12 protein-coding genes and 1 pseudogene are annotated in these 14,020 nt (G+C 74.4%); 9 read left to right on the top strand and 4 right to left on the bottom strand.

The features are described 5' to 3' along the window. Positions 1 to 267: 267 nt before the first annotated feature. Positions 268 to 1,068, top strand: a complete 801-nt coding sequence (locus WME96_RS19825; protein WP_437291658.1) for a CDP-alcohol phosphatidyltransferase family protein — start codon at positions 268 to 270, stop codon at positions 1,066 to 1,068. Positions 1,069 to 1,289: 221 nt separating this feature from the next. Next, positions 1,290 to 1,919 (top strand): annotated as a pseudogene (locus WME96_RS19830) (phosphatase PAP2 family protein); the annotation flags it as partial. Between the two features lie 50 nt (positions 1,920 to 1,969). Here the strand turns inward: WME96_RS19830 and WME96_RS19835 are convergent. After that, positions 1,970 to 2,674 (bottom strand): cob(I)yrinic acid a,c-diamide adenosyltransferase, encoded by a 705-nt coding sequence (locus WME96_RS19835; RefSeq protein WP_437291659.1) that lies wholly within the window; start codon positions 2,672 to 2,674, stop codon positions 1,970 to 1,972. Positions 2,675 to 2,772: 98 nt separating this feature from the next. On the opposite strand from WME96_RS19835, the gene WME96_RS19840 reads away from it, so the two are divergent. Together WME96_RS19840 and moeB are read left to right on the top strand one after the other, a co-directional pair. After that, the gene (locus tag WME96_RS19840) at positions 2,773 to 4,332 is read left to right on the top strand and encodes a hypothetical protein (protein WP_437291660.1); all 1,560 of its coding nucleotides are present in this window, start codon (positions 2,773 to 2,775) and stop codon (positions 4,330 to 4,332) included. Positions 4,333 to 4,420: 88 nt separating this feature from the next. Beyond that, positions 4,421 to 5,584: a molybdopterin-synthase adenylyltransferase MoeB gene (moeB, locus tag WME96_RS19845; protein WP_437291661.1), complete on the top strand. Its 1,164-nt coding sequence runs from the start codon at positions 4,421 to 4,423 to the stop codon at positions 5,582 to 5,584. A gap of 52 nt (positions 5,585 to 5,636) precedes the next feature. On the opposite strand, the gene WME96_RS19850 is transcribed toward moeB, so the two are convergent. Then, positions 5,637 to 5,969, bottom strand: a complete 333-nt coding sequence (locus tag WME96_RS19850; RefSeq protein WP_061616854.1) for a hypothetical protein — start codon at positions 5,967 to 5,969, stop codon at positions 5,637 to 5,639. A 228-nt stretch (positions 5,970 to 6,197) separates the two neighbouring features. Here WME96_RS19850 and WME96_RS19855 point away from each other — a divergent pair, with 228 nt between their 5' ends. The 5 genes from WME96_RS19855 to WME96_RS19875 all read left to right on the top strand — a co-directional run bounded on the left by WME96_RS19855 (position 6,198) and on the right by WME96_RS19875 (position 10,803). Beyond that, on the top strand, positions 6,198 to 6,659 hold the full coding sequence (locus WME96_RS19855; RefSeq protein WP_437291662.1) for a hypothetical protein: 462 nt from the start codon (positions 6,198 to 6,200) through the stop codon (positions 6,657 to 6,659). Between the two features lie 271 nt (positions 6,660 to 6,930). Continuing rightward, positions 6,931 to 7,947, top strand: a complete 1,017-nt coding sequence (locus WME96_RS19860) for a tetratricopeptide repeat protein (protein WP_437291663.1) — start codon at positions 6,931 to 6,933, stop codon at positions 7,945 to 7,947. 59 nt (positions 7,948 to 8,006) lie between these two features. Then, positions 8,007 to 9,008, top strand: a complete 1,002-nt coding sequence (locus WME96_RS19865) for a DUF3426 domain-containing protein (protein ID WP_437291664.1) — start codon at positions 8,007 to 8,009, stop codon at positions 9,006 to 9,008. Positions 9,009 to 9,056: 48 nt separating this feature from the next. Beyond that, complete coding sequence (locus WME96_RS19870; RefSeq protein WP_433937072.1) at positions 9,057 to 9,272, top strand: hypothetical protein; 216 nt, start codon at positions 9,057 to 9,059, stop codon at positions 9,270 to 9,272. 61 nt (positions 9,273 to 9,333) lie between these two features. Further along, positions 9,334 to 10,803, top strand: coding sequence for a hypothetical protein (locus WME96_RS19875; RefSeq protein WP_437291665.1), 1,470 nt, complete (start codon positions 9,334 to 9,336; stop codon positions 10,801 to 10,803). 6 nt (positions 10,804 to 10,809) lie between these two features. On the opposite strand, the gene WME96_RS19880 is transcribed toward WME96_RS19875, so the two are convergent. Further along, positions 10,810 to 12,690, bottom strand: a complete 1,881-nt coding sequence (locus tag WME96_RS19880; protein WP_437291666.1) for an ArnT family glycosyltransferase — start codon at positions 12,688 to 12,690, stop codon at positions 10,810 to 10,812. After that, positions 12,687 to 13,673, bottom strand: a complete 987-nt coding sequence (locus tag WME96_RS19885) for a hypothetical protein (protein ID WP_437291667.1) — start codon at positions 13,671 to 13,673, stop codon at positions 12,687 to 12,689. The genes WME96_RS19880 and WME96_RS19885 overlap by 4 nt, the downstream gene beginning before the upstream one ends. Between the last annotated feature and the right edge of the window lie 347 nt (positions 13,674 to 14,020).

Genomic DNA, 14,020 nt, shown 5'->3' on the forward strand with positions numbered 1-14,020 from the left:
CGTGCGCCGCGCGCCCCGCGCGCCCCGCGCGCACCGCGCGCACCGCGCGCACCTGCACCATGCGGCCCAGCGCGCTCCCGCGGGACGTGCCCACGCGCTCCTGCGCGCTCGCGCTCTCGCGCCTCGCGCGCCCCCACCGCCCCGTCGGCGCAGCCCGACCGCCCGCGGCGGCACGGCCTGTCCCGCGGCGACCGCGGCTCGAACCCTGCAATCGCCCTTGCCGTGGTCGTCCTCCCCTGCGCCCTTGCGATCCTAATCTGCACAGCCGTGCTCGGCGCCTACGCCGTGCGCGTCGCGCGCCACGGCCGACCGACGATGCCGCGGCTCGGCGCCTCTCCGGGGACCGCGCTGCTCCCAGGCCCTGTCGTCGAGGCCTTCTACTGGTCGTTCCACGCCCCCGCCCGCGCGCTCGTGCGGCTCCGCGTCTCGCCGGACGCCCTCACCTACCTGTCGCTCGCGCTGTCGCTGGCCTGCGCGCCGCTGCTCGCGGTGGGCCGCTTCCGGACCGGCGCCGCGCTGCTCGTGTCGAGCGCGATCCTCGACGCGCTGGACGGCATGGTGGCGCGCGAGGGCGGCAGGGCGTCACGCGCGGGCGCGGTGCTCGACTCGTGCCTCGACCGCCTGTCCGACGCGGCCCCGCTCATCGGCCTCGCCGTGTTCTACCGCGCGCACGCCGCGGCGCTCGCGATCCCGCTGGTCGCCATGGTCGCCTCGTCGCTCGTGAGCTACGCGCGCGCCAAGGCCGACGCCTACCAGATCGCGCTGCCGAGCGGGCTGATGCGCCGGCACGAGCGCATCGCCTACGTCGTCGCGGCGCTCGTCTTCGGCCCGGCCGTCCCCACCGCGCGGCTCACCGGCGCGCTCCCCTACCCGATCACGCTCGCGTGCCTCGCCCTCGTCGCGGGCGTCGGGCTCGTCGCCGGCCTGCGGCTCGTGCAGCGGACGCGCGCCACCCTCGCGGCGGCCGACGCGGCGGAGCTTCCCGGGGCGAGAACGCCGGCGCGCGACGCCGGCGCGGCGCGCGGGCGCCTGCTCGGCAGCGGCAAGGCCACGAGCGCGCCGCTGTGATCCTGCTCCGGCACGCGCGCGCCCTCTGGGGCCCCCTGTGGTGGCTGCCGGCGCTGCCGTGGCTCGCCTACGCCGCGCTCCTCGCCAGGCGCGGCGCCGCGCGCTGGGACCACCTCGCGGTGGCCGCCCTCGTCGCGACGAGCGTCTACGCGAGCCAGCGCTCGCGGCGGCTCTTCCTGAACGCGCTGCCGTTCCTGCTCCTGTTCCTCGCGTACGACGCCATGAAGCAGCTCGGCGTCGGGCTCGTCGCGCCGGGGGACGTCCTCGGCTGCGAGCTGCGCGCGGCGGAGCTCGCGCTCTTCGGCGTCGAGCTCGGCGACCGGCGGCTCACCCCGGGCGAGCTGCTCGCCCGGCTGCGGCGCCCCGCGCTCGACCTCCTCTGCGCCCTGCCCTACGGCGCCTACGTGCCCGTGATGCTGGCGCACTGGCTCCACCTCTACCGGACCGACGCGATGGTCGCGCGCCGGTTCGCCTGGCTCGCGTTCACGACGCACCTCTTCGGCCTCATCACCTACCGCCTGCTGCCCGCCGCGCCGCCCTGGTACGTGCAGGCCCACGGGTGCGCGATCGATCCGGCCGCCCAGAGCTCCCCGGCCGCGCTGCTGCGCGTCGACGCGATGCTCGGGATCACCTACTTCCGCGACCTGTACAGCCGCGGCGCGACCGTCTACGGCGCGCTGCCGTCGCTCCACGTGACGTACCCGCTGTACGGCCTGCTCGCGACGCGCCGCACGGCGAGCGCGCCGTCCGTGGCCCTCCAGATCGCCTACGCCGCGCTCATGCTGTTCGCCGCGATCTACCTCGACCACCACTGGCTGATCGACGCCATGCTCGGCTACGCCTACGTCGCGCTCGCGTGGACGCTCGTGCTGCGGGCCTTGCCCGACCAGGGCGGCCCGGATCAGGCGGGCGGCGCCTTGCCGCCGCTCGCCGAGGCGTCGGGCTCCCAGAGGATCTCCGGCGTCCCGAGGAGCGCGGCCGCCCAGCGGCTCCAGACGAAGAGCGCGTCGCTCAGGCGGTTCAGGTAGCCGACCGCCAGCGGATCGGCCTGGCCCGCCTGCGCGAGGCGCACGCAGCAGCGCTCGGCCCGGCGGCACACCGTCCGCGCCACGTGGAGATCCGTGTTGAGCCGCGAGCCGCCGGGGAGGACGAACGAGCGAAGCGGCGCGAGATCGGCCTGGCAGCGGTCCATCTCGGCCTCGAGGAGCTGGATCTCCGCCTGCGTCACGCGGGGCTGCTTCGGGTGCACGTCCTCCGGGAGCGTCGCGAGGATCGAGCCGAGGTTGAACAGCTCGTGCTGCACGCGCAGCAGCGTGCGCCCGAGCTCCCCCAGCCGCTCGGCGCTCCCGGCGGGCGCCCCGGGCAGGAGCTCGATCAGCGTCTGCCGCGCGGCCCCGACCAGCGCGTTGAGCTCGTCGACCGTGCCGTACGTCTCGATCCGCGCGTCGTCCTTCGGGACGAGCTGCCCGCCGACGAGCCGGGTCAGCCCGCCGTCCCCCTGCCGCGTGTAGACGCGGCTGATCGTGATCTTCGGCGCGCTGAACACGCGCTCGTCCTCGGCCTCTGCCCGGAGGGCACCCGTCCCGCGCGTACCGTCGTTGCTCACGGGAATGCCACGTAAAGCGTGAGGACATCCGGGTCAAGCAGCCCCGCGGAGGCGCGGCGTTGGCGATCCTCCGGATCGAATGGAACAGTCCTGTCCCTATGCCCTCGCGTTCACCGGCGCCGCTGCTCCGTCGTCCCCTCTCCATCGCCCTCGTCCTCGCCGCGCTCCCGGCCGCGGCCGGCTGCGCCGCCGAGCCCGCCGCGCGGCCCGCGCCGCGGCCCGCCGTCACCGCGGAGATGGCGCGCATCGAGCAGAGCCGGCGGCGCATCGACGACGCGAGCCGCGCGCTGTCCGACAAGCGGTACGCCGACGCCCGCGCGCTGCTCGACGGCGCGAGCGGCCTCGGCGTCGACTCGCACCGGTACGAGATCGGCGAGCTGCGCGAGAAGCTCGACCGGCGCGAGGCCAAGCTGTGGGCCACGGAGGCCGGCGAGCTGCTCGACCAGCAGGACTGCGAGGGCGCGTTCACCAGGCTGTCGGCGCGGATCGACGAGCTGAACAGCGAGGCGTTCACCCAGGAGGTCCGGAAGCTCGTGGCGACGCAGGCCGTCGCGTGCGCGAACGGCAAGATCGACGCGGCGACCACCGCCGGCAAATTCGCGGAGGCGCGCGCGTTCCTCGCGGCGGCGCCGACGAGGAACGCCCTCGGCGACGCGGCCTCGGAGCGGCTCGCCGCGGAGCTCGACGCCACGGTCACCGAGGCGCTCCATGGGCAGGTCGAGCCCGACGTCTCGGCCGGGCGCTGGGCGGACGCGGTCGAGAAGCTCGACGCCGCCGTCAAGCGGGGGGACGCCTCGGAGGAGCAGGGGCGCGCGGTGCTCGGGCGGGTCCGCGCAGCCGCGGCGCCGCGGCTCTCGGACCTCGCCAGGAAGGCGGTCGGCGCGCAGGACGCGGCGGCCACGCTGAAGCAGCTCGACGCCACCATCGCGCTCCTTCGCTGGGAGGCGCCCGCGCCCGGAGCAGCCGAGCTTCCGGGGAGCAGCGCGCTGCCCGAGGCGCTCGACCGCAAGCGCGCCGCCCTCTCCGCGTGGGTCGAGGCGAGGCGGATCCAGATGAAGCCCATGAAGAAGCCGTCGATGCGCTGGACCCACGGCGCGGTCGCGATCGCGCCCGCCTCGAACGTCGACGCCGAGGCGAAGCAGCGCCTCGCGCCCTCGACGCCCGTGTGGATCCTCGGGCAGGCGAAGCAGCACGCCCTGGTGGCCGCCGTCGATCCCGGCACGGCCGCGCTCTCGACGGCGCTCGAGTCCGCGATCGGGTGGGCGCCGCTCCCGCGCCTCGCCGCGGAGCCGACCATCGACTGGCTGCCGCCGGACGACCAGCTCGAGGGCGAGCGCGTGTGGGGCCCGCTCCGGGAGAAGCAGCCGACGCTCGAGCTCGGCGTCGTGAGCGCGGTCCGGGGCGCCGACATCGTCGTCCGTCGGCTCGCGGACGACGCGGAGATCACGCTCTCGCGCAAGCAGCTCCGCAGCGGGCGCCTCGCCCCGGGCACCCGGGTGCTCGCCCTCTGCAAATCCGAGAACGACCCGGCGACGATCGTCGACGCCGTGCCGCCCACCGGCCGGGTGGCGCGCATCCAGTGCGAAGGGGGGGCGCAGAAGGAGGAGCCGCTCGCCTCGCTCCGGTCAAGGCCCGACCTCCTGCCCCCCGGCCGCTAGCGCAGCCGGCCAGAAATGGGCGATCCTCCGTCCGTCGTTGACTCGTAGCGCCGCGCACCTAAGTCTCCCAGTCTCTTGAGGAGCCACGATGCCTACGACCTATAGCGACCTCATCTCCGACGTCCGCAAGTCCATCCGCGAGCTCTCGCTGAGCGAGCTCAAGCGCCGCCTCGACGACAAGGTCCCGGTGGTGCTCCTGGATGTGCGCGAGAAAGAGGAGTACCGCGCCGGGTACATCCCGGGCGCGATCTCGATCCCCAGGGGCTTCCTGGAGATGCAAGTGGAGCAGAAGCTGCCGGACAAGTCGGCGCACATCGTGGCCTATTGCGCCGGCGGCACGCGCTCGGCGCTCGCCGCGAAGACGCTCCAGGAGCTCGGCTACACCAACGTCGAGAGCGCCAACCCGGGCTTCGTCCGCTGGAAGGACCTGAACTACCCGGTCGAGCTGCCCCCGAGCCTCACGGAGGCGCAGCGGGACCGGTACTCCCGCCACCTGCTCCTGCCCGAGGTCGGCGAGGTCGGACAGACCAAGCTGCTCTCCGCCAAGGTCCTCCTCCTCGGCGCCGGCGGCCTCGGCAGCCCGGCGGCCCTGTACCTCGCCGCCGCCGGCGTGGGGACGCTCGGCCTCGTCGACGCCGACGTGGTCGACAACTCGAACCTCCAGCGGCAGATCCTCCACGCGACCTCGCGCGTGGGCATGCCGAAGGTCGACAGCGCCGAGGCGGCGATCCGCGACCTGAACCCCGACGTGAAGGTCGTGAAGTTCCAGGAGCGCGTCGACAGCTCCAACGTCGACCGCATCTTCGACCAGTTCGACATCATCGTCGACGGGTGCGACAACTTCCCCACGCGCTACCTCGTGAACGACGCCTCGGTCTTCAAGAAGAAGCCCGTCGTCCACGGCTCGATCTTCCGCTTCGAGGGCCAGGTGACGACGTTCCTGCCGGGCGTCGGCCCCTGCTACCGGTGCCTCTACCCGGAGCCGCCGCCCCCGCACCTCGCGCCGAGCTGCCAGGAGGCGGGCGTGCTCGGGATCCTCCCCGGGCTCGTCGGCATGATCCAGGCGACCGAGGCGGTGAAGCTGATCCTCGGCAAGGGGGCGCCCCTCATCGGCCGGCTCCTCACCTACGACTCGCTCCGCATGAAGTTCGGCGAGCTCAAGCTGCGCCGCGACAAGAACTGCCCCGCCTGCGGCGAGTCGCCGACGATCACCAGCTACATCGACTACGAAGGCTTCTGCACCCTCGGCTGACGGCCGCCGCGCGCGCCCTCCCGCCCGCGCGGGGCGGCGCGCGCTGCGCGCGTCACGAGGGGTACTGGAGCACCGTGCTCTTCTCGGGCCGCTCGATCCGCTCCACGCGGCTCGTCACGATCTGCCGCTCCAGCCCGTCCGCGTCGGCCTGGGTGAAGTAGATCGGGGCGCCGACGCGCGCGTGCTGCGGCTCCGGGATCACGACGCCGTTCGGGTTGATCCGGACCGCGCCCTGGAGCTTCAGGTGCAGCGCGAGGTGGGCGGGCCTGAACTTGCGCGCGGCCCTGTCGCGGACGGCGACGCAGATCTCGTCGCGGACGTGATACTCGGTGTTGCGGGTGATGAAGACCCGGTGCCTGCGGCGCTCGTTACCCGTGTAGCTCATGGTCGCTCGTCGCTCCTTCGCGCCTCGGCGCGGCGCGCATCGTTGCATCGCGCGTCGCGCCCTTCAGCGCGGCGGGCATCGTGGCAAGGCGCGCCCCGCGCGGCCAAATTCGTGGCGCCCGCGCGCGGCCCTGCGTCCCGCACAGAAGCGGGTGCCGCCGCAACTTTGTGCGGATCTCCGCGCGCTTCTGGGAAAGCGGCGCGCGGCGGTGCCACGATCGCGATCGCAATGCCGCGCTGCGAGCGTCTCCCCGGTCCCGGTCTGGCGAAGGTCCAGAGCCCGCCGCTGTTTCACCGGCGGAGCGTCGAGCTCGTGACCTGCTCGACGGGGCGCCTCCACGCGCTGTTCGATGGCGCCGACGTGCTGAGCGAAGGGAGCACCCGCAACGAGGAGGGCGCGCTCGTGTACTACGGGTCGACCAGCCTGCTCGTCGCGCTGCCCGCGGACGCGCCGCTCGACCCGACGCTCGACCGGGCGCTCGCGCTCGACCCCCACCTCCGGCTGCGGGCGCTCCGCGTCGCGCAGCGCGAGGCGACCGCGCGCGCCGGCGGCCCGCTCGGCCCGATGCAGGCCGAGATCCGCTGCGGGCTCGCGCGGCGCGCGGCCACGACGTCGATCGCGCTGACCGTGGACGTCACGGCGCGCGTGCTGATCACCACGCCGAAGACGGCGCGCCCCTCGGGCGCCTGATCGCCATGCGAAAGATCCACCAAAGACCGCTCACCGCCGCGCAACCCGCGCGCTCCCGTGCGTCCGCGCTCACCGCACGGAGAGGCCTACTGCAAAACCCAGGGGAGAGCGCACGGGAAGACGGACGCGGACGCCGTCAGGACCGCGCGCCGCGCCCGCTTGACGCGCGTGCCCGCGTGGAGAACGGGAGCCATCCGGCTCGAGGCGAGGTAGGCTCCACACGACGCGCTCTGCCTCCGCCGATCCTCGGCGCGGAGCCGGCGACGCTGCGATGAGCAAGAAGGACCGTTCCGCCTCCGGCGATTCCGACAAGGTGATCCACGTCGTGTTCGGCCCTGGTGGGGGGCGGGTATCCGAGCCCCCGCCCGCCCCGCTGGCCGGCGTGCCGGAGGCGCCGATGCCCGCGCCGGGCGCGCGCGAGCCGGTCACCGACATGTTCACCGGCACCGAGGTCGCGCGGCTGCTCGGCATCTCGCCCGGCCGGCTGCGCTCGCTCGATCGCGCCGGCATCGCGCCGCCGAGCGGCCGCCGGCGCGGCCGGCGCGCGTACACGTTCTCGGATCTGATCGCCCTGCGCGCCGCGCGCGACCTCCTCGCCCGCAAGGTGCGCCTGCGCGACGTCGCGCGGGCGATCGACAACATCCGCGCGGCGCTCCCCCGGGTGACGCGCCCCCTCGCCGAGCTCCGCGTCGCGTTCGACGGCAAGGCGGTCGTCGTCCGGAGCGCGTCGGGCGCGTTCGAGCCGATCACCGGGCAGATGGTGCTCGACTTCGAGGTGAAGGACCTGCGCGACGACGTCGTGCGCGTGCTCCGCCCGAAGGTGGGCCGGGAGCGCGCGCGCACGGCCTACGAGCTCTACATGCAGGCCAGCCAGCTCGACGAGGACCCGTCGACCATGGACGAGGCCGAGTCGCTCTACCGGCGCGCGCTCGAGATCGACCCCTGGCTGGCGATCGCCTACACGAACCTCGGCAACATCTGCTTCCGGCGCAACGCCGAGGAGCAGGCCGAGGCGCTCTACATGAAGGCGCTCGATCTCGACGCTGCGCAGCCGGAGGCGCAGTACAACCTCGGCTACGTGATGCTCGAGCGCGGCCGCGCGGCCGAGGCCATCCGCTATTTCCGCGGCGCGATCGCGAGCGATCCGCGCTTCGCGGACGCCTACTACAACCTGGCGATGGCGTACGAGCAGGTCGGCGACCCGACGCAGGCGCGCCCGTGCTGGCGCAGGTACCTCGAGCTCGAGCCGACCGGCACGTGGGCCGAGATCGCGCGCCGGCACCTGTGAGGTCCGGCGCGCCGCGGGCTTGATCCGGGGGGCCTCTTCTCCGGCATACTGCGCGGGCCATGGACCAGCAGGGCGCGCCGCGCGGCGCCGCGAACTACCCCCCCGGCGGCCATCCGCCGGGCGGCCCCCCGCCGGGGGGTCACGGCGCGCCTCCAGGGGGCTACGGCGCGCCCCCCGGCGGCCACGGCCCTCCAGGCGGAGGCTACGGCCCTCCAGGCGGGGGCGGCCATCCACCGCAGCCGTTCGGCGCCGCGCCGGGGCACCTCGGCGTCGCGCCGCTCAGGCCGCCGCCGAGGCGCTCCAACCTCGCGATCTACCTCGGTGTCGGCTGCGGCTCCGTGTTCCTGTTCTGCATCCTTGCAGGCGCGGCGGCGATCTACTTCTACGCGAACGTCGCGGCCCGCGAGACCGCCGCGCGGCCAGCGCCGCTCCCGGGGCCGCCGACGCTCGACGGCCTCGTCGACGCGCCCGCCGACCAGGGCGTGCTCCGCGCCGAGATCCGCGACCTCCGGAGCTTTCCCTCCCGCGCGGGGAAGCTCCACCATTTCGTCGGCGAGATCCACAACACGGGGACGGCCCCCATCGGCGCCCCGAGCGCGAAGGTGACGCTCTACGACGCCCGCGGCGCTGCCCTCGGGAGCGGAGACTGCGCGACCCAGGTGCGCTTCTTGCCGCCGGGCGAGAAGGTCCCGTGCGCGCTGACGACGCCGAGGCCCGCCGCGCTGGCCACGTTCAAGGCCGAGGTCGCCCCCGCGGCCCCGTCCTTCCGCGGCAAGCTCGCCAAGCTCGGCATCGCGGACACGAAGTTCACGCCCACGCGCGGGCAGAGCCCGTACCAGGTGTCGGGCAGGATCACGAACGAGTCGAGCTTCACGGCGAGGTCGGTCCTCGCGATCGTCTCGCTCTACGGCGCCGACGGCAAGGTCGTCAGCGTGAGCCAGATCCCCGTGGGAGACGGGGATCTCGCGCCCTCGGCGAGCGGGACGTTCACGGCGAGCGTCGTCGATGTCGCCGACGCGCCGGCGACGTGGCAGGTGTTGGCGGTCGGATACAGCGAGTGAGCGCGCGAGGCTCCGGCCGCGCGCGAGAACCCAGGAGAGGTGAGCGAGATGAGCGACGTGGGATCGGCCCGGCGGGCCAAGGACGAGCTCAAGGCCAAGGTCGGCGGCGAGCCGTGGTGTGTCGGCATCGGGGTCGAGCGGGAGGACGGGGTCGGCTTCATCGTGCGCGTCAGCGTCCGGTCCGGAGGGGCCGACGCGGCGCGCGCGGCGATCCCGGAGCGCATCGGCGGCGTGCTGATCAAGGTGATCGAGAACGACCCCTGAGCACGTCTGACCCGCGGTCTCGTATCGCCAGACCGCGCAAACCGTGTAAGCTGCGCGCCTCGTGAACGAGCGCAATCTCTCCCGCCGACTTTCCACGAGCATCGTTGACGCGTTGAAGGCGCACGGGCACATCCTCGTGGCCAGGGGCGGCGCGACCGCGCTCGCGCGCGAGCTCGAGGAGAAGATGTCCGGGGTCATCGCGGCCATCGCGCCCCGGCTCGAGCCGTATGCGATCGTCGACGGAGAGGTCACGAGCACGTTCGGCAGCGACGAGCTCGACGACCAGGTCGAGGAGCTCGTCGCGAGCCTCACGAGCACGCTGATGGAGTCCGAGCACGTGGAGGACATCTTCACGGAGGACAACGTCATCCAGCGCGACGTCTTCCGGGTGATGCGCGACGCGCTGCTCGGGCCGCGGCCGGAGCTCGCCCTCGAGGACGACGGCCCCGTGCAGGTGCGGCTGGACACGCTCGGCTACGTCGCCTCGACGGTCGGCAAGCGCGCGCCGGCGCAGGTCCTGCGCGAGGCGCTCGCGCGCGCCGCGGACACCGCCGGGGGCAAGCTGACGACCTACGACGCCGAGCTCCGCGAGGCGACGTTCTCGGTCGAGAGCAGCGATCCCGACGCGCGGCTCGAGCTCGAGGAGGCCGTGGCCGACGAGCTCTCGGAGCTGGTCGAGGCGAAGGTGGTGACGCTCCCGATGATGGAGCGCCGCTTCGAGCTGAAGCGCCGGATCGAGCCCGGGGCGCGCGGCGGCCTGCGCCAGCGGATCGACGCGATCGCCTCGAGGATGCTGCGCGAGGGCGGCTGCGCCGCGTCGTGGGAGCTCGCGGGCGACCGGGTGCTGAGGCTGAGGCTCACCCCGCTGTCCGAGCAGGACGCGCTCGAGGTCGACAGCCACATGACGGAGTTCACGCGCGACATCGCCGCGCTCCTCGGCGAGCCGCTGGAGGAGCTGGGCGCGGTGAGCCGGCCGGCCGCCGCGCCGCCGCGCAGCGGCGCGCCGTCGTCGCGACGCCGCGAGCCCGCGCCGGAGCCGGCGGGCGTGGACGAGGACGAGGACGACGACCTCGAGGACGAGGACGACGACCTCGAGGACGAGGACGACGATCTCGACGAGGAGGAGCTCGAGGACGAGGACGAGGACGAGGACCTCGAGGACGACCTCGACGAGGAAGAGCTCGAGGACGAGGACGACGCGCCCGCGAGGAAGCCCGCCACGGCCACGAAGCTCCGCAAGCCGGCCGAGCCGGCGGCAGAGCGGCCCGCGGCGAGCAAGACCAGGGCGGTAGCGGTCCGGGGTGCAAAGAAGGAGCCGGCCAGGAAGGCGGCCGCCGCGCCGAAGAAGGCCCCCGCCTCCGCGGAGAAGGCCCCCGCCCCTGCGGAGAAGGCCTCGACCGGGAAGAGCGCGGCGGCCCCGGCGAAGAAGACGGCAGCGAAGGCGCCCGCCAAGAAGTCAGCCCCGCCGGCTCCGGCGAAGAAGACGGCGGCGAAGGCGCCCGCCAAGAAGGCGGCGGCGAAGAAGCGCTGACGGCGCTCAGCGGGCCGGGTTGCGGTAGACCAGGATCACCGGCACGCCGTCGAGCCCGGCGATGTGATCCGGGCTCGTGGTCCCGAACGCGACCCACGCCTGGTACGCCTGCCCGAGCATGTGCTTCTCGTGGTGGTAGAGGGCGAAGTCCGCGCCCGCGACCGCCCCCACGCCGCGGATGTCCTTCCGCAGACGCCCGTCGCGCAGCAGCATGTCCCAGGCCGGGCCGGCGGTGTCGTGGACGTACACCGTCCCGCGGGGCGGGACGTGCTCGTTGAGGTACGCGACGACCGACCCCGTGGTGTACCCCCAGAAGGTGCGGTTCAGGCCCAGGCTCGCCGCGCCGGGCGCGCCGCCGACGAGCGGCGTGTAGCTCGAGAGCGCCCACGGATGCGCGTGCAGCGTCTCGGCGATCGGCGCCGCGAACACCGCCGCGCCGAGCAGCGCCGGCAGCAGCGGCCCGCGCGCGGCGCGATCGAGCGCGGCCCCCGGCGCGCTGCGCCCGAAGGAGGCGGCGCCGGGCCGCGCGCCGGCGTTGTGCCGAGCGCGGTGGAGCGCGCGGAGGGCGACGCGCGCGCGCCTCACCGCGGCGGAGAAGGCGGCCCCGGCGAACAGGGCGATGAACGGGTAGGCCGTCATCCAGTGCTTCGTGCCGCCGAAGATCGGCGTGCTCGGCGACAGCCAGGCGCCGTACACGGCGGCGATGGCGAGGAACCAGAGGAGCGCCGTGCCGCCGGGGTCGACTGCGGGCGGACGGAGCCGCGCGGCGAAGGCGCGCGCCGGGGCCAGCGCGCCCCCGCCGCCCGGCCGCGCGAGCCGCGCCGCCGCGCGCGCGAGCGGATAGAGGAGGCGCTCGCGCGCGCTCGCGCAGAGCCCCGCGGCGAACAGGCAGAGCGTCACGACGGGCACCGTCGCCGCCGTCATCACCGGCGCGTAGGCCCTCGGCATCGGCGGGGTCCAGTAGTTCCGGCCGAGGAACTCCATATTGTAGTACTCGTGGTTCAGGTGGAACGACGCGTACTCGCGCAGGCGCGAGAGCGTGTCGCGCCAGATCCAAGGCCAGAGCGCGTAGAACACGAGCGGGCCGATCGTCGCCATCGCCGCGAGCGCCACGATCGACCGGCGGGCCGCTCGTTGCTGCTGCTGCTGCGGCGGCGGCGGCGCGGCGCGGGTGCCCGTCGGCGCCCCCTCCGTCGCGGCGGCGGGCGCGACGATCCGCTCCCTGAGCTCCAGGGCGACCGCGTGTGCGACGCAGACGATCGGCAAAAACCAGGAGTTGTGCTTCGTGTCGAGCGCCAGGCCGAAGGTGATGCCGGTGAGCACCGGCCACAGCGCGCCGCCGTCCCGCAGCGCGCGCCAGTAGGCGTACGCGCACAGCGCCCAGACGGTCACGATCGGCGCGTCGAAGCACGCGAGGTGCGCGTGGTAGAAGTACCGCGGCAGCATCGCGAAGAGCACGGCGGCGGACGCGCCGGCGATCCGGTCGCGCGCCTGCGTGCCCCAGAGGTACACGAGCGCGACCCCCGCGCCCGACAGGACCATCGCCGGGAAGCGATAGCTCGTGCCTTCCATGGCGAAGAGCCCGAGCCGCTTCTGCAGGAAGAGGTTGGAGAGCGCGAAGAGCGACTTGATGAGGCCGGGGTGCTCGTGGTTCACCGACCACGCGGCGTCGACGGCCGCCCGATCGAGCGCGGCGCGCGGCGCGTCGAGCAGCGCCTGGAACCACGCGCCGTAGCGGTTCGCCGCGTGGAAGTAGAACCCCTCGTCGCGCGCGTACCCGAGGTCGCCCGCGGTCGCGAGCAGGAGGGCGACGTACGCCGCCGCGAACGCGAGCGCGATCGCGCCGTCCGTCGGCGTGAGGAGGGCGGACGGTGCCGGTCGCCTCATCGTGTGTCTGCCTCGAAGCAGTAGTGGCGGTGCGTGTAGTCCGGTGACGTCACGGCGAACTCCACCTCGGCCCTCGCGGCGCCCGCGTGCGCGCCGAGCGGGAACTCGAACGCCGCCCACCCGTCGCCGTCGACGTGCGTCGCCTCCCCCACGGCCTCGCCGTTCACGCGCACGGACAGCGTGACCGGCGCGCCCCGCTGCTCCCGCTCGATGATCCAGTACATGCCCGCGTGGCCCCGGATCACCGCGCCGAGCGGGACGTCGCGGAAGCGCGTGACGATCTCGCCGTCGCGCGGCGGGTGCGACCAGATGCACCGACGCGGGCGGAACTCCTCGTCCGCGATCACGGTGACGCCGACGTTGAAGAAGGGCCCGCCCGGGCACTCGAAGCGCTCGGCCGGGAACGTCGGGTGGCCGCCGAGGCCCCCGGCGGCGATCCGCGCGCGCGGGTTCCAGCGGCACGCGGCCGGCGGGTCGGTGACGCGCACGTCCGCCGACGACGGCGCGACGTGGTCGACGAAGTCGTAGACGACGCGCGCGGGCGACGGGTTCACGAGGCGCCGGAGCACGAACCGGCCGTGCTCCTGCCGGCGCTCCTCGCGGAAGCCCGCGAGCTCCTCGGCGCGCTGCCCGAGGACGCTGATCTCGACGGCGGCGGCGTAGCGGCTCTCGTCCGGCCTGGCCGCGTCGCGCAGGGGCAGGAGCTCGTCCCCGAGCGCGCGGCGCGCCGCCGGATCGGCCCACGCCGGCGCGACGACCACGAGGTCCCCCGGCTGCTTCATCGCCGCGAGCGGCGCCTCCACCTCGCGCCACGCGTCGAAATCCGGAGCTCTTTCGCTGAAATAGAGGTGCGCTCCGAGCTCGCCGAGGCCGAGCGCGGGGAGGCCGAGGAGCGCGAGTAGACCGAGCGCGCGGCGCCAGCCGCGCGCGTTCGTCGAGTCGCCCGCCGACGAGGACGCCTCACGGCTCTGCGCCGAGGTCACGGGGCCCTCCGGGTGAGCCGATCGGCGCGTGCCGCCGGCATGAGCAGCGCGGAGACGGCGATCACCGGCTCGGGCCTGTAGCACGAGACGGCGTGACGGCGCGAGATCCTGACGCGATGGAAATCATGGTGGAGACGCGGCGAACGGCTCCGGCCCCGTGGCCGATTTGTAGCGGCGGAGCGTAGACGTCCGGCGCGTCGGCCGTAGGTTCATCGGGCCCCAGGACCATGCCCTGCCGTTCCCGCCCACCCGCCGAGGTCAGCCGTCTCGACCCCTCCCCCCGAGCGCGCGCCAGCCGGGCATCGAGTTCCCGAGCCCGGGCGCCGGTGGATGGCCATGCGCAGCTG

Source organism: Sorangium sp. So ce406, assembly GCF_051474675.1.
GTDB lineage: Bacteria > Myxococcota_A > Polyangia > Polyangiales > Polyangiaceae > Sorangium > Sorangium cellulosum_G.